At 67.7% G+C, this 15,300-nt stretch carries 10 protein-coding genes and 1 riboswitch; of the genes, 5 read left to right on the top strand and 5 right to left on the bottom strand.

Annotated elements, in window-relative coordinates; translation table 11 throughout:
• Positions 1-73 precede the first annotated feature (73 nt).
• The 3 genes from AWR35_RS06270 to AWR35_RS06260 all read left to right on the top strand — a co-directional run bounded on the left by AWR35_RS06270 (position 74) and on the right by AWR35_RS06260 (position 1,437).
• Positions 74-670 (top strand): DUF4124 domain-containing protein, encoded by a 597-nt coding sequence (locus AWR35_RS06270; protein WP_082663948.1) that lies wholly within the window; start codon positions 74-76, stop codon positions 668-670.
• A 66-nt stretch (positions 671-736) separates the two neighbouring features.
• The gene (locus AWR35_RS06265) at positions 737-1,033 is read left to right on the top strand and encodes a YcgL domain-containing protein (RefSeq protein ID WP_058575078.1); all 297 of its coding nucleotides are present in this window, start codon (positions 737-739) and stop codon (positions 1,031-1,033) included.
• Positions 1,030-1,437 carry a hypothetical protein gene (locus AWR35_RS06260; RefSeq protein WP_058575077.1) on the top strand — a complete coding sequence of 136 codons (408 nt, stop codon included), beginning with the start codon at positions 1,030-1,032 and terminating at the stop codon, positions 1,435-1,437. The genes AWR35_RS06265 and AWR35_RS06260 overlap by 4 nt, the downstream gene beginning before the upstream one ends.
• A 27-nt stretch (positions 1,438-1,464) precedes the next feature.
• Here AWR35_RS06260 and cysQ read toward each other — a convergent pair whose 3' ends face one another.
• Both cysQ and nudE read right to left on the bottom strand, forming a co-directional pair.
• Complete coding sequence (gene cysQ / locus AWR35_RS06255; RefSeq protein ID WP_231723564.1) at positions 1,465-2,322, bottom strand: 3'(2'),5'-bisphosphate nucleotidase CysQ; 858 nt, start codon at positions 2,320-2,322, stop codon at positions 1,465-1,467.
• A complete protein-coding gene (gene nudE, locus AWR35_RS06250; protein ID WP_058575076.1) occupies positions 2,319-2,888 on the bottom strand; it encodes an ADP compounds hydrolase NudE in 570 nt (189 codons plus the stop codon). The genes cysQ and nudE overlap by 4 nt, the downstream gene beginning before the upstream one ends.
• A gap of 148 nt (positions 2,889-3,036) precedes the next feature.
• Positions 3,037-3,243: riboswitch (cobalamin riboswitch) on the top strand.
• A gap of 36 nt (positions 3,244-3,279) precedes the next feature.
• On the opposite strand from nudE, the gene AWR35_RS06245 reads away from it, so the two are divergent.
• The gene (locus AWR35_RS06245) at positions 3,280-5,121 is read left to right on the top strand and encodes a TonB-dependent receptor (protein ID WP_058575075.1); all 1,842 of its coding nucleotides are present in this window, start codon (positions 3,280-3,282) and stop codon (positions 5,119-5,121) included.
• A 41-nt stretch (positions 5,122-5,162) separates the two neighbouring features.
• Positions 5,163-5,780: a hypothetical protein gene (locus tag AWR35_RS06240; RefSeq protein WP_156413946.1), complete on the top strand. Its 618-nt coding sequence runs from the start codon at positions 5,163-5,165 to the stop codon at positions 5,778-5,780.
• A 98-nt stretch (positions 5,781-5,878) separates the two neighbouring features.
• On the opposite strand, the gene AWR35_RS06235 is transcribed toward AWR35_RS06240, so the two are convergent.
• From AWR35_RS06235 to AWR35_RS06225, 3 genes are all read right to left on the bottom strand, one after another.
• Entirely contained in the window at positions 5,879-6,397 is a 519-nt protein-coding gene (locus tag AWR35_RS06235) for a chemotaxis protein CheW (protein ID WP_058575073.1), read from the bottom strand.
• 16 nt (positions 6,398-6,413) lie between these two features.
• On the bottom strand, positions 6,414-13,019 hold the full coding sequence (locus AWR35_RS06230; RefSeq protein WP_058575072.1) for an Hpt domain-containing protein: 6,606 nt from the start codon (positions 13,017-13,019) through the stop codon (positions 6,414-6,416).
• 124 nt (positions 13,020-13,143) lie between these two features.
• Positions 13,144-15,252, bottom strand: a complete 2,109-nt coding sequence (locus AWR35_RS06225; protein WP_082663946.1) for a methyl-accepting chemotaxis protein — start codon at positions 15,250-15,252, stop codon at positions 13,144-13,146.
• Positions 15,253-15,300 lie beyond the last annotated feature (48 nt).

Here is a 15,300-nt window from a genome sequence, read left to right as displayed (position 1 = left end):
TCTGGTCTATATCAGTGGGTAGGCAACGATAGGAGTCGCCGGGCAAGTGAATGCGTTACGCAAATCCTCTCGCATGATGGCCGCTGCAGCGATCGCGGCAATGGCCGGGTTCGCCTCGGCACAGGAAAGCGAGACCGTCTACAAGTGCACCCATTCCGACGGGCGCATCGTCTTCTCGGACGAGCCCTGCACCGGCAAGATGGAGGTGCAGACCATCACCGCCCCCGAAGCGGGCAGCGGTGGCGAGGCGGCGCGCGCAGGCATCGATCGGCTGGCACGCGAATACAAACAGCGCCGCGAGGCCGAGCGCGAGGCGGCTGAAAAGGCCCGCGAAGAAGCGCGCCGTCGCGCCTTCGAGGAGCGTCTCGCCAATCCGGAGGTCACGGTAATCACGCCCTGGCGCGACGGCGGTTACTATCCGCGCTACCCGGTCGCCCCGTACGACCATTACCGGGACCGAGCGCAGGGCGGCCTGCGTCTGAACGACGACGGGCTGTCACTGTGGTTCGGGCCGCGTCGCCCGTTGCCGCGACACCATCCGCCACACCGGTCGCCCCGGGTGATCGATCCGGACTATCCGCCGCGCGATCCCTATTCGGCCGATGGCAACCCCATCAAGGAGCCGGGCTATTCCGGCCGCTATCCGGGTGGCTTTCCCGGCTACCGATAGGCAACTGCCGCGATCGGCCGGAATCTGCGACAATCATCGCCCCATTCACACCCCAAGCATCCCGCCATGCAGGCCCATATCTTCAAGAGCCGCAAGAATCCCGACATGTACCTGTTCGTGCGCGAGGGACAGGACTTCGACGAGCTGGACGCGATGGTCCGTGAGCGCCTCGGCGAGCTGGAATTCGTCATGGAGCTGGACCTGTCGGAAGACCGGCAGCTGGCCCGGACCGACACGGCCACCGTACGCGACCACATCGAAAAGCTGGGTTTCCATCTGCAGATGCCACCCACCGCCGACAACTGGGCGCACTGGGACAACCTCAAGGCGGGCATCCGCGCCGGCAAGGCGCGGCCGGAATGATGCGCCCGACCACCTCCTTCGCCGGCCTGTTACTGGCCGCCCTGCTGCTTGCCGGCTGTGCCCCGAGCGGCCCGAGCAAGGCGGATGTGCAGGAGATCCTGCAGTCGCAGCTGGACCCGTCCACCGAGGTGGTGCGGGTCGAGACGGTCGATCAGCTGAATGCCGCCGAACAGGGCGACGTCTGGCTGACGGACGTGAAGGCCACGCTGCGCTTCCCGCAAAGCCTGACCGACGTCGCCCAGGGCATGCAGGAAAACGGTGGCGCGGCGGAAAGCCTGAGCCGGTTGGGACTGATGCTGCGCTTCGGCAAGTTCGAGGCCGGCGAGACTCGCCCCTATCGCACCCGACTGAAGCTGATCGAGGGCAAGAACGGCTGGATGCGCGCCGAGCCGACGTCCGAGTAAGCCCGCGCAACCCGCATCACGAATGACTCAGAGGGCGGCGATCTCGTGGAGCCGGTCGAAGTCGAGCGCGATGCCGTTGTGCGCGACGAACATCGGGTTGATCAGCGAGTCGCGCGTGTTGTAGCGCAGCGGCCGGCCGGTCAGGTCGGTCAATGCACCGCCGGCAGCCTCGAGCACGCACTGCGAGGCGGCGGTGTCCCATTCCGAGGTCGGCCCCAGACGCGGGTAGAGATCCGCCTGCCCCTCGGCGACCAGGCAGGTCTTGAGCGAGCTGCCGCAACGCACCACGCGGGCGCGGTCGCCGCCGGGCCGTGAAAACGTCTCGATCAGGTGCATCTCGCGCCGGCTGGCGTGCGAACGCGACAGGGCCAGGGTCGGCGGCTCCGCGACCGGTCGTACCCGAATGGGCGAGGCCTTGCCGTCGTCGTAGCGCCATGCCCCCTCGCCACGGATGGCGGCGTACTCGAGGCCGATGGCCGGGGCGAGCACCACCCCGAGCACCGGGTCACCGGCATCGATCAGGGCAATGTTGACCGAGAACTCGCCGTTGCGCTTGACGAACTCGCGCGTGCCGTCGAGCGGGTCGACCAGCCAGTAGCGCTGCCAGGCGCGCCGTTCGCGCCAGGCCGGCGCCCGCTCCTCCTCGGTCAGTATCGGCCAGCCGCCCCCCAGGCCCGCCAGGCGGTCGGCAATCAGGTGATTGGCCACCAGGTCGGCCTCGGTCACCGGCGAGGCGTCTGCCTTGCGCTCGACCGAGAAATCCTGCTCGTAGATCCTCATGATGGCCTGGCCGGCGGCCTCGGCGATCGCTCGCACCTCGTCGAGCAACGCGCGATCGACCTCGACCGGGGCTCCCATCCGTTGGCTGTTCATCGTCTCGTTCACGCGGACCCTTCCCTTTCCCGTCGTTGACGGTGCGCGCGCACCAGGTACATGGCTGCCAGCGAGCGCGCCTCCGAGCAGTCACCCGAGGCGGCGAATTCGTCGAGGTCGACGACCGGCAGGAAGCTGACCTCCAGCGGCTCGGGCTCGTCGCCGGGGCGGCGTGCCGGGTACAACGACTCGGCCAGCACCAGCTGTGTGCGCTGCCCCGAGTAGGTCGGCGCCATGGTCATCTCGTTGAGCCGAGTGAGCCGGCGTGCCGCGAAGCCCGCCTCCTCCATCAGTTCGCGATTGGCCGCCTCGATCGGGTTCTCGCCCGCATCGATGCGGCCCTTCGGCAAGCCGAGCTCGTAGCGCTCGGTGCCGCAGGCGTACTCGCGGATCAGGACGAACCGATCGTCATCGGTCACCGCCGCGACGATCACCGCCCCCTGCGCGCTGCCCTTCAAGCGCTCGAAGCTCACTTCGGTGCCGTTGTCGAATCGCAGGTCGACGCCCTCCACCCGGAACAGGTGGGTTTCGGCAAGCGGGCGGACGGCTCGGATGGTCGGCGGTGCGTTCAGCGGCATGAAGTCTCCGGTCCTGCAAGCATGGGGCGAGTCCATTGTAGCCGACAAGCCTCCAGGCGCCCGCGCCCCGCGTGGTGCATCGCCACTAATACAAACCATGAGTCCGGCTCAGGCTGCGGACTTGCCTTCATGGGACGAATTACGAACAATGCACACCGACGTCAGAGGTGGCGATCCCGGCCGATTACGCCGGCGGTCGCTGAAACAGGGAAACAGGTCGAACGCCTGTGCTGCCCCCGCAACGGTAGGCGGTGACGCCGGCATCAATGCGCCACTGGTCCGGACAGCCCCGGGCCGGGAAGGCGATGTCGGTAGACCGCGAGCCCGGAGACCGGCCTCTGACCGGCTTTCCCGACCCGCGGTGGGCTGGTCGGCGCGATGATCTTTTCCCATGACTCAGCATCTCCCCCTGCGGCCACTGGCCGCCGGCCTCACCGGCCTTTCCCTTCTTGTCACCGCCAGCGTTTCCGCCGCGGACCGGCTTGGCCCGATCAACATTACCGCCGCCCGCAGCGCCCCGATTCCGGCACCGGCAATGCCCGAGACGGTAATCACCCGCGCGCAGATCGAACGCAGCCAGGCCGGCTCGCTCGCCGAGCTGCTGCGCGGTCGCGCCGGGGTGACGATGACCAACCTCGGCGGCGCCGGCAAGCCGACCAATGTCTCGCTGTGGGGGCAGAGCGCCAGCCGCACGGCGGTATTCCTCGACGGCGTTCGCATCGGCTCGGTCTCCGCCGGGCAGACCTTCCTCGAGCACGTCCCGTTGGCCCAGATCGAGCGCATCGAGATCGTGCGTGGCGCCCGCTCCGGCCAGTGGGGAGCCGACGCCGGCGGTGGCGTGATCCAGATATTCACCCGCAACGGCACGGCCGAGGGCACGCGGGTAACGGGCGGCATCGCGGCCGGATCGCGGGGCCATCGTGCCGCCGACTGGCATGTCAGCGGCCGGCAGGAAAACGTCGACTACGCGCTCGGCGTCAGCCATCGCGAGACCGATGGCTTCGACGCCTGCATCAACGATCCGGCCGCCGGCTGCTACGCGAACGAACCCGACAGTGACGGCTACGTCAACGACTCGGCCCAGGGGCAGCTCGGGTACCGCTTTGGCAACGGCGGGCACGTTCGGGGGCACTTCCTCGCCAGCAGCGCCGATGTCGAGTACGACGGCTACACCAACGAATCGAGCGTCGACCAGGCCACGTTCGGCGTCGAGGCAGCCACCGGGCGCATCGAATTCTGGCAGCTGCGCGCCCGCCTCGGCCGTCATCTCGATTATCAGGACAACTTCGCCGACGGCAGTGCCGTCAACCGCTTCGATACCCGGCGGGACACCCTCTCGCTGGCCGGCGACTTCTTCCTCGCGAGCCACACCACGCTGACCATCGGCGCGGAGCAGACCCGGGACGAGCTTTCGAGCAGCACCGATTTCACCGAAACCTCACGACGCAACCGGGCGCTGTTCGGCCAGCTCAACTCGCGCCTGGGCGACCTCGACCTCCAGCTTGCCTTGCGCCGCGACTTCAACGAGCAGTTCGGTATCGCCAACACCGGCTCGCTGGATCTCGCCTGGGCGCTGACCGAGGCATGGACGCTGACGGCGGGGCACGGCACCGCCTTCACCGCGCCGTCGTTCAACCTGCTCTACTACCCGCCGGTCTACAACTGGTTTACCGGCACGTACGATGCCTACAGCAACCCGGATCTCGACCCCGAACACACCCGCACCACGCGCGCCGGGGTCCAGTGGCAGGGCGAGGCGATCGCAGTGGAAACCCACGTTTTCCAGACCGAAGGGGACGACCTGATTCGCACCGGCCTGAACCCGGTGAACCTCGACGAGACCCGGGTGCGCGGCGCCGAACTCGCGCTGAGCTACACGAGGGATGACTGGCACGCCCGACTCGACGGCACCTACCTCTCAACCGAGGATCGGGCCAGCGGCGACCGGCTGGTGCGTCAGCCCCGCTGGAGCGGCCGGTTCGACATCGATCGTTCGCTGGGTGCCTTCAGCGTCGGCGGCAGCCTGTGGGGCCAGAGCCAGTCCGAGGGCGGCCCCTACGCCCCCGACAACGAGGGCTTCGTGACCGCCGACCTGCGTGGCAGCTACCGCTTCAAGCGCCACTGGCGGGTCGAGGCCCGCATCGGGAACCTCTTCGATCGCGACTATCAACCGGTCCATGGCTACCACGGAGCCCCTCGGGGCGTGTTTGTGGGCCTGCGCTACGGTCGGTAACATAAGCGACCTTCCTACCGGCTTTCAGGAGCATGCTGCCGATGCCCAACCCGACGCTTGACCGCCTCTTTCCGTCCAGCCGTGTCGTCGGCATGGTGGTACTGGCCCTGCTCGCCCTGTCGATGCTGGCGACCCGCTATCACCATTTCAGCTCGGCGCTGCATCTGGCGGACACCTCCTGGGCGGTGTTCTTCCTGGCCGGACTGTGGTTCCGCTCGGCGCGCGTACTCGTCGGGCTGCTTGCCGTGGCGGTACTGGTCGACCTTGGCAGCATCGTCCTGGACGGCGCGGCCATGGCCAGCTGCTTCTCGCCGGCCTACCCGGGCGTGCTGCTGGCCTACGCGGCGCTCTGGGGCGCCGGCCGGCTGGCCGGCCGCCGGCTTGCCACCCCGAACCGGGCAGGCATGATCGGGGGGCTCGCCGCGATCGCCGTGGCGCTGGTCGCCGGCGTCGCCGCCGCGTTCGGCATTGCGAACGGGACCTTCTACGTCTTCTCCGGGCAGTTCGAGGCCATGAGCGCGGGCGACTATCTCGCACAGGTGCTCCCGTATCTGGCGGGTTACCTGGGCTCGGCGGCAGGCTACTCGGCACTGGCCCTGGCCTCGCTGGGCGCTTTTCACCTCATCCGGGAAAGTGCCGCCCAGCGCCACCACGGCTAAAAAACGACACGCCCCAATACCAAGAACCCCCGGTCACCTGACGGTGGCCGGGGGTTCTTTCATGGCATCGGGAGCGAGACGTCAGCAGCCGGCTGGACTCAGTCGGTAGCCGATTCGCGTCCCTCTTCCTCGCCCAGGCGCATCCGGTCGATGCGCTCCTCGATCTCGCGGATGTCCGGGATCGCGGTCATGCGCCCGCCCAGCTGGACCACGGCGCGCCAGAGCGGATTGTCCTGCGCGCTGCTGCCTTCGGCCTGACCGCGAACCACCTGCTCGGAGCGTGGCACACCGGAGAGCAGCACGGCGAAGTAGGGCAGGGCCCGCTCCGGATTGGTGCCGTAGAGCACCGCGCAGCGTACCCGTCGGCCGATGGTGGGCACCGATTCGCCGTTCATCGCCTCCAGGCTCACCAGCGGCACGCGCTGGCCACGCCAGTTGACGATGGTCGCCTCGTTTCGGCCCAGGTGAATGCTGCCGTCGGGCAGCGAGACGTCGGTGATCTCGGCGATCAATGAATAGGGTACGAGCAGCTCGATCTCGGTGAGCTGGGTGGGCAGGCGCACGGTCCGGATGACCCCGGCCTGCTCCTGCGCCTGCGATTCGTTCGGCTGGTCCATGACGGCGTTACTCGTTTCAGTCGGCATGCTCTTCGCCTACGGTCGAATCCGGACGGTCTGCCGTCGTCGACGGCAGCAGACGCTCGATGGTGTCGATCAGGTCGAGCTCGGTATACGGCTTGCCCAGGTAGGCGGATACCCCGAGGGTTTCGGCGCGGGTGCGGTGCTTCTGCCCCGTGCGCGACGAAATCATCACCACCGGCGTGTCCTTGGCGGCCCGATCGTTGCGGATTGCCCCCAGCAGTTCGAAGCCGTCCATGCGCGGCATCTCGATATCGGTCAGCACCAGGTCGGGCATGCTGTCCTGCAGCAGGCCCAGCGCCTCGACGCCGTCGCGGGCAAGCAGCACGTCGTAGTTGTTGCGCTCCAGCGTCCGCGCCGTGACCTTGCGCACGGTGAGCGAGTCGTCCACCACCAGGACCGTCGGCCGGGCGCGATGCGGCTTGAGCCCGACCTGCTCGCCCAGCCGGCGCTGGTAGTCGCGCCGCTGGAACTGCTGAACCAGCTCGAACAACTCCAGCACGAGGATGACGTCGCCATCGTCGGCGATCGTCGCCCCGGAGAGGCCGGGAATCCGGCCGAGTTGCGGCCCAAGCGACTTGACGAACAGCTGGATGCCGCCGAGCTGATGATCGACGTGCAGGGCGAAGCGACGTTCGCCGAGCTTGAACAGCAGGATCGGCCGGATGGCGGCCACGTCCTGCTCGGTCTCGGCCGGCGGCTGCCCCCACAGCAGCTCGCCCAAGTAATACAGCGGGTAGTGCTCGCCGTCGTACTCGACCTGCGGCTTCTCCTCGCGATAGTGCTCGGCCAGCGACACGCCGGTCATGCGGGTGACCGCGACCACGCCCTTGTAGGGGATGGCGTAGCGGTCCTCGCCGCTGCCGATGAGAATGCCGCGGGTCATCGCCTGGGTCAGCGGCAGGTTGAGACGAATCTCGGTGTAGCGCCCCTGCTCGGAGTCGATGTCGACGAAGCCACCCAGCTCGCGGGTGGCGCTGGCGACCACGTCCATACCCACGCCACGCCCGGCGACCTGGGACACGTTCCCCGCGGTGGAGAAGCCCGGCAGGAAGATCAGCGAACGGGCCTCCTCGTCGCTGACATCGATGTCGGCCGGGATCAGGCTGCGCTCGACCGCCTTGCGGCGAATGGCGTCGAGGTCGAGGCCGCGGCCGTCGTCTCGCAGGCTGACGGTGATGTTGCCGCCGCCGCTGTCGACATTCATGACCAGGCGCCCCACCGGTGCCTTGTGCGCGGCACGGCGCTCCTCGGGCGGCTCGATGCCATGCGCGATCGAGTTGCGCAGCATGTGTTCCAGCGAGGGCAGCAGGGCCATCAGGGTAACGCGGTCGATCTCGGCATCGCCGTTCTCGATCACCAGCTCCGCCTGACGCCCCATTTCGTCGCCTACCTGGCGGACGATGCGGCGCAGGCGGCCGGCGACGTCGTTGAATCGCACCAGCCGCATGGCCAGCACGCCGTCCTGCATCTTGCGACCGAGGCGGGACTGCTGCAGGAGCAGGAGCTGGGACTGCTCGGTCAGCGAACTGAGGCTTTCCTCGATGTTGGCGACGTCGCCCAGCGACTCCATGATGCCGCGGGACAGCTCCTGGACCTGCGTGAAACGGTCGAACTCGAGCGGATCGAAGTGATCCTCGTCGACGCCCGCCTCTTCCATCAGGTCGGCCTTGATCTGGGTCTCCGTCTCGATCTCGAGACGGCGCAGCTGACTGCGCAGGCGCGTGACCGTCTGCTGCAGCTCGAACAGCTGGCGTTCGAAGCCGTTGACCTGGCGATCGACACGCGACTGCAGCAGTACCGACTCGCCGATCTGGTTTACCAGCGCATCGATGCTGCCGGCGGCGACCCGCACCTGCTCGTCACGACGCTCGACGGCGGCCGGCTCCGCCCCACCGCCGGATTCGCTGGCGGCCGGCTCGGGCTCGGGCGGCGTCTCCTCGACGGTCGCGGTCGAGGCGGGGGGCAGATCGCCCTCTGAAGGCGCCTCGGGCTCAGCCTCCGACTCCGCACCACCCTGAGTACGCTGGGCGAAGCGCTCCGCGCCCTCCGGGTCGCGGATCAGGCCGATCAGTTCCCGTTGCTGGGGAATCGGTTGCTGATTGCGCACCCGGTCGAGCAGGCCGGCGATGACGTCGTAGCTGTGCTGGACCAACGCCACCAGGGCCTCGTTGTCCTGCGACTCGTCGCGTCGAGCGACGTCGAGGCGGCCTTCGAGGTGGTGGGCCACATCACCGAGATTGAGCAGCCCGGCCATCCGTGCACCGCCCTTGAGAGTATGCAGGTTGCGATGCAGCAGTCGGATCGATTCGAGGTCGTGGGGGTGGACGCGCCAGTGGGCAAGGTAGGCGTCGGCCTGCTCGAGCAGCTCGTCCGCCTCGTCGAGGAAGATCTGCAGGATGTCCTCGTCCTGCTCGGATGGGTCGTCGTCCGGACGCTGCTCGATATCAGCGTACTCGTCCGCCTCCGCCGGCTCGTCGCCGGGCTCCTGGGAGGAGGCCTCGGACTCCTCGGCGGGTTCGCCCTCATCGGCGTCTGCCGTCTCCTCGGTGGCATCGGCCGGTTCGAACGTTTCGGGCTCGTTCTCGTCGCCGGTCGGCTCGAGATCGACCGCCTCGTCAGCCGGCGTATCGGCCTCGGTGGTCTCGTCGGTCGGCTTGTCCTCTTCACGGGACTCGCGCGCCTCCGCGCTCTCGCCGACCTCGCCATATTCGGCCAGCACCCGCTGCAGCTGTTCGTCGAGCCGCTGCTCCAGTGCCTCGCTGTCGGGCCGTTCACGGACGGGATCGACCGCCCATTGGCGCAGTGCCTCGATGGCATCCGCACCTTCGGCGAACAACGCCAGGTCCGCGCCGGCCAGACGCTGCTTGTGTTCGGCCAGCACCCGCGTCCAGTCCTCGAGATAGCGCGCCAGGGCGGCAATGATGTCGACACCGGCCGTACGGGCCGAGCCGAGCGTGGTATGCAGCAGCCGCACCAGGTCGTTGTCGCAGGTCAGACCGACGCCGTGCTCGCGGGCGGATTCGATCTTGCGATGCAACTCATCGATGTAACCGCCGATCTCCTGATCGAAGATCTCTCGCAGTACCGGATCCTCGATCACCGGCGCTGCGGCGTCGACTGACTCGACCGCCTCGGCAGGCTCCGTTTGCGCCGGCTCTGTGATCTCGTCGGCCATCGCGGCCGACGGCTCGACCGCCGCCTCGTCGACCTCGGACTCGGCCTCGCCGGACTCGAGACGGTCGGCCAGCTCCCGGGATGCCGCCCAATGCTCCGCCGGCGTTGCCCGACCGGCCTCGAGGTCGGGCAACGCCGCCTCCATCAGGGCAACGGCGTCGCTCGCCCCCTCGCGCGTGGTCTTGCCGGCTTCGAGCTTGCCGTCAATCACCTGGTTGAGCAGGCGCTCCCAGGACCAGGCCCACTCGCCGATGGTATCGAGCCCGACCATCCGGCCGCTGCCCTTGATGGTGTGGAAACCGCGACGCAGGCGCGCAAGCTCATCACCACCCTGCTGAGTGCGCCATTCGGCGGCGGCCTCGGCCATATCCGGCACGGTCTCTGCCATTTCCTCGGCGAAGACTTCACGCATCTCCGCCATCATCGGATCTTCTTCCGGTTCGGCGGGGGCCACTTCCTCCGTCGCCTCGGCTTCAACCGCCGACGAGCCGTCGTCCGCCTTTTCGGGCAGCTCAGGTGCCGCGACGACCTCGTCGGGCAGATCGACCGCGGCTTCGTCGTCCGCTGAGGGCGATGCGTCGGCCCGCAGTTCGTCCTGGTCCTCGGCAAGTCCGAAATCGAGCGCCGACTCGAGCTCCGACGAGGGTTCGGCTTCCGCCTCGTCGAAGGTCAACCCCTCCGGTTCGTCAGAAGCTGCCCCCTGATCCGCTACGGCCTCGCCATCCTTGGGGGACTCTCCCGCCGCGGCCTCAGCCACAGCCACAGCCTCAGCCTCAGCCTCAGCCACAGCCTCAGCCTCGGTCTGGGTCTCGGTCTGGGTCTCGGTCTCGGTCTCGGTCTCGGTCTCGGTCTCGGTCTCGGTCTCGGTCTCGGTCCACGAGAGCGTTCGCTCCTCGGCCTCCACCGGCAACCCCTCGGTTTCCGGTGCGGCAACCGGCTGATCGGGAAGCTCGTGAGGTTGTGCGTCCTCGTCGGTGTCCCCGGCCGTCTCGCCCGACTCGAGACGCAGTTCGTCCTGATCTTCGGCCAGGCCGGCATCGAGGGCCGATTCCAGGGCCGGTGAGGATTCAGCCTCGGTTTCCGCGAACGACAAGGCCTGTGGCTCGTCATCCGATTGTGCTTGATCCGCCTCCTCGGCGGATTCGGTCAGCGGGGTCGAGAGGAGCGCGTCCTCGTCAACGGAGGGTTCGGCGGCCGGCTCCGCCTGGCTGTGCTCGGCGCCTTCGGTCTCCGGCACCTGGAGGGCGTCCTCGTCGCTGGCGAGCGGCTCGCTCAATGCCGATTCGTCGACATCGGCTTGGGCCTCGTTCTCCTCGTCCGTCTCCGGCAGGCTGAACGCCTCGAGTTCTTCCGTCGCTTCCTCCGGCTCGGCCGCGGCAGGTTCGGGTCCGGCCTCGGGCAGATCCGGGAGCTCTTCGCCGTCATCCTCCGTCGCGGCGTCAAGACGCTGGTCGTCTTCACCCGCATCCAACGAGTAATCCAGGGCGGCCTCGAGCTCCTCGCCGCTCGCCTGGTCGCTGGCATCGGCCTCGATGGGCTCGACCGGCTCGCTGCCAGCATCCGTCTCGGATGTCTCGGTGTCGGTCTCTGCTGCCGTGGCCTCGAGCTCGTCCTGCTCGACTTGCCAGAACGAAATCAGCTCGTCCGGGGTGGCCAGGCTGTCGTCCACGGGCTCCGGCGCTGCCTGCTCGGCGGTTTCATCGGCCGCTTCGGCCGCCGCCGGCTCGGCCGTGTCCACGGGCTCGCTCGGCTCATCGACAGGCGGCTGAGCGGATGTCTCGCTCTGGTCACCCGGCAGCAAGTCCTCGACGCGTCGTTTCGGCGCCTCGAGGAAGCGCGCGATTTCCTTCTGGAAGTCACGCAGGTTCTCGAGATAGAACTCCAGTGCGGCAAAAATCTCGCTCAGTGCCGAGAGCGTGTGGTCGTCACCGGCGGGCTCCCCAGAGGCCTGGCTCCGACTCCACCGCGCAAGCGCCATGGCCAGCGGAGTGGCCGCTTCACGACCGGACAGCCGCAATACCTCGCCGATACCGGTAAGCATCTCGGCGGCCTGCTCAAAGGATTCTCCCGGGGATGCCTCGGCTTCAGTGCGCCCGGCCAGGCCGGCATCGATCTTCTCGCGAGCCTCGCCAAGCGATTCGTAGGCGGCGCTGGCAATGGCACCAATGGAGCTGGCAACGGTCTGGTCGTGGAGCGATTCGGCCCGGCCACCGTCGGCCATGTCGCGCGGAATGCCGTCAATGACCTGCTCGAGCAGCATGACCGTGCCGGCAAGATCCATGAGCATGGCATCGTCGAGCAGTTCCGTACCCCGCGTGACGGCCAGCAACCGGTCACGGCCGTCGTCCAGTGACGCCGCTGCCGCGTCATAGCCCAGGGCAGCCAGCACGCCGGACATCTGCTCGAATTTCGACAGGATCCGGCTGAGCGGCTCGAGGTCGTCGCGCTTGCCGCGTACGAACAGGTCCAGCACGTCCTGCGTGACCAGCAACTCTTCCTGCAGCGCCTGCTGAACGGCCACCAGCGCCTCGGCATTGAGGCCGACGAAGCGGGCCGGAGCTTCATCGGCGCTCTCCAGCTGGGCACGCCATTCGGCCGCCGTGTCGCGGCAGATGACGTCATCGTCGTCCACCTGATCGAGCAGCGAGAGCAGCACCGAGGCACCCAGGTCGAGACCGGCGTGGTTGATCACACCCTCGCTGCGGGCCTGTAGCTGTAGGCGGAACAGTTGCAGTACACGACCGACGGCACGCTTGAGGATGGGGGCGTAGCGCTCCGGTTCCGCTTCGGTCAGTCGCAGCAGCTCGCCCACGACTCGGATCGCGATGATGGCGCTGCGGCTGGATTCGTGCGCGATGATCTGCATGGACAGGTCACGCAGGCCGGGCAGCACCGACCAGTCATCCCGCATGACCGCCAGCACCTCGCGCTCCATTCGCCGCAGCAACGGGCGCAGCTCGGCTTCCGCATCCACGCCCTTGGGGCGGTGCGGCCGCTTGCCCAACTCGTGTTCGGCCTGCAGCAGGTAGGCGCGGGCGGCGAGTTCACGCACGTCCAGCGCCGGCTGACCGATGGTCTCGCGCAGGCGATTGACCATCGGCCGCAGGCTCGCCGGGGTGATGTCCGCCCCGGCGGCCATGCGGTCGAGCAGCGCTTGGAGCAGCGCCGCCGACTCGATCTGCGCCGAGACGGCAGCCTCGTCACGCCCCTCCTCTTCGAGGGGCTCGAGTGCGGCCAGCTGCGTCCGCACCAGCACGCGCACCAACTGGATGTCGACCATCGAGAAGACGCGATCCAGCGTCTGCAGCGCCTGGGTGGCATCGAAGACGTGCTCGGTAGCATTCTCGCCCTCGGAAAGCTGCTCCAGCGCCCTCAGCAGCTCGGCGAGACGTTCCTCCAGCCCCTCACGGAGCCAGTCGAACACGATCGCATCGACTTTCCTTTCTGTCCGCATCTTCAGTTACACCGCCTCTCGGCATCCCGCCTGCTGGAATCCCCGTCGCCCATCATCAGGCCAACGGAGCCATGGTCCGTCGCGTCGACCGGGATCAGGCCCGCTTTTCTTCGGGCTCGTCCCACTCCTCGTCGGTCGACTCACCCTCGATCGCATCCTGCTGCACGGTCGGCTGAGCCGCCGGCTCGTCTCGCTCGGGCATGGTGAAGCCGGCCACGGAGCGGTTGAGCTCCTGGGAAAGCGACCCGAGCTCACCGATCTCGTCGGCCGCCTGCGTCGCGTTCTCCGCGGTTTGCTGGGTTTCCTGCATGATCCGGTTGACCGCCTCACGCAGATCGGTGGCCACCGAGGCCTCCTTCTGAGCGACCGAGGTGATGTCGTTGATCTGCTCGGAAAGCTTCAGCGAGACGCTTTCGATCTCGGACAGTGCCTTACCGGCATTCTCGGCCAGTGTCGCGCCGTCGACGACGTTCGAGGTGGTCTGCTCCATGGCGAGCATCGCCTCGGAGGTATCAGTCTGGATCGTGTTGACGAGCAGCTCGATCTGGCGGGTCGCGTCACTGACACGCTCGGCCAGGCGCTGGACTTCGTCGGCGACCACCGCGAAGCCGCGGCCGGCTTCGCCCGCCATGGCCGCCTGGATGGCGGCGTTCAGAGCCAGAATGTTGGTCTGGTCGGCGATGTCGGTGATCAGGCCGACGATGTCGCCGATTTCCTGCGAGGATTCGCCCAGGCGCTTGAGTCGCTTGGAGGTTTCCTGAATCTGCTCGCGGGTCTGGTTCATGCCCTTGATGGTCTGACGCACGGCGTCGCCACCACGGTGGGCCACGTCGACCGAGGACTCGGCGATCTGGGCGGACTGCTGGGCGCTGACCGAGACGCTCTGGATCTCGTCGGACATCTGCGCGATCGCGTCCGAAATGTCGGTGATCCGCTGCGCCTGGTTGCGGGATTTCTCGGCCAGTGCCCGCGAGCTGTCCTGCGAGGACTGCACCGCCTCGGCGACCCGGACCGAGGTGTCGTTGATGGTGCCGACCAGGTCTCGCAGGGCGTCGATGGTGTAGTTGACCGAGTCGGCGATCGCGCCGGTGATGTCCTCGGTGACGGTGGTGTGCGCGGTCAGATCGCCGTCCGCCAGCGTCATCATCTCGTCGAGCAGACGCAGGATCGCGGCCTGGTTACGCTGGTTGGTCGCCTCGGTGTCGGCCAGGGCCCGCCGGGACTCCTGCACCAGAGTCACGCCCAGCCAGATCAGGAACAGCAGCCCGATCGCGCCGCTGGCGTAGCCCACGTAGAGGAACTCCGAGGCCTGGTTCTGATCGTCGGCCAGGGTTCGGGCGAGCTCTGACGTCGCCTGGGTGAATTCGCCCGACATGGCGTCGATTTCGCGGGCCGCCTGGTTGGCCGCCAGCAGCTGCGGCGCCTGCTCGAGTACCGCCGATACCAGCTGGTTGACCGTGGCGAACAGTACGCCCACTTCGCGCAGGCCGTCGCGCACCTCGGGATCGCTCACCCGCGGCGCCATGCGGTTGCCGTTCAGCAGACCGTTGAGCACGCCGCCGAACAGGGCCACGTCACGACCGAAGCGCTCGGAGGCGTTGACTGCCTGCTCGCCACCGCCGGTGATCTCGTCAAGGGTCGTGCCGATGCGCTCGATGAACATCAGCTGCCGGGTCGCGAGGTAGATGACATGGCTGGGCGCGTCGTTGGCGACCAGTGTCTGCACCACCTCGTCCGAGGCGGCGGTCAGGTCCGGGAGGATCTCCTCGATCTGCCCGGACTGCTCACCGACGCTCAGGATGGCAGCACGCCCTTCCAGCACCTTGGCCAGAGACTCGTTGTAGACGTTCCAACGCTGGGACACCTTGCCCAGCAGCTCCTCGCGGTTGGCGGGAATCGCCAGCTGGGGACGCTGGGGGTCTTCGCCCTGCAGGCCGTTGAGGCTGTCGGTGAAATCGGCACGGATCGACTGGACTCGGTCGAATGCGCCGGGATTGCCCCGGATGGCGCGCAGCACCTCGATGGTCAACTCCTGAGAGGAGCGCTCGAGTTCGGCGGCCGCCAGACGGCGATCAAGGAAATCCTGTTCGCGCTGGGCCGAATAGATGAACACGACAACCGTCGTGATCAGGGCCAGCACCGCCAGGACAACGAGAACCAGTATCTTACGGCTGATGCCGCCCATCCGTGCGCCAAGACTCATAGTTGCCAGTTACTCCTGAGGTCGAATCATCGTTTTTGTTGCTTGCGG

This window comes from Guyparkeria sp. WRN-7 (assembly GCF_001641825.1).
GTDB lineage: Bacteria > Pseudomonadota > Gammaproteobacteria > Halothiobacillales > Halothiobacillaceae > Guyparkeria.
The sequence above is the reverse complement of the archived record's forward strand: the minus strand, read 5'-3'. Positions and strand labels throughout refer to the sequence as shown.

What these genes read in the sequence shown, in the direction of transcription:
- AWR35_RS06245 (WP_058575075.1), top strand. Translation starts at nt 3,280, where the DNA reads ATGACTCAGCATCTCCCCCTGCGGCCACTGGCCGCCGGCCTCACCGGC.
- AWR35_RS06265 (WP_058575078.1), top strand. Translation starts at nt 737, where the DNA reads ATGCAGGCCCATATCTTCAAGAGCCGCAAGAATCCCGACATGTACCTG.
- AWR35_RS06240 (WP_156413946.1), top strand. Translation starts at nt 5,163, where the DNA reads ATGCCCAACCCGACGCTTGACCGCCTCTTTCCGTCCAGCCGTGTCGTC.
- AWR35_RS06235 (WP_058575073.1), bottom strand. Translation starts at nt 6,397, where the DNA reads ATGGACCAGCCGAACGAATCGCAGGCGCAGGAGCAGGCCGGGGTCATC.
- AWR35_RS06225 (WP_082663946.1), bottom strand. Translation starts at nt 15,252, where the DNA reads ATGAGTCTTGGCGCACGGATGGGCGGCATCAGCCGTAAGATACTGGTT.
- AWR35_RS06260 (WP_058575077.1), top strand. Translation starts at nt 1,030, where the DNA reads ATGATGCGCCCGACCACCTCCTTCGCCGGCCTGTTACTGGCCGCCCTG.
- nudE (WP_058575076.1), bottom strand. Translation starts at nt 2,888, where the DNA reads ATGCCGCTGAACGCACCGCCGACCATCCGAGCCGTCCGCCCGCTTGCC.
- AWR35_RS06270 (WP_082663948.1), top strand. Translation starts at nt 74, where the DNA reads ATGATGGCCGCTGCAGCGATCGCGGCAATGGCCGGGTTCGCCTCGGCA.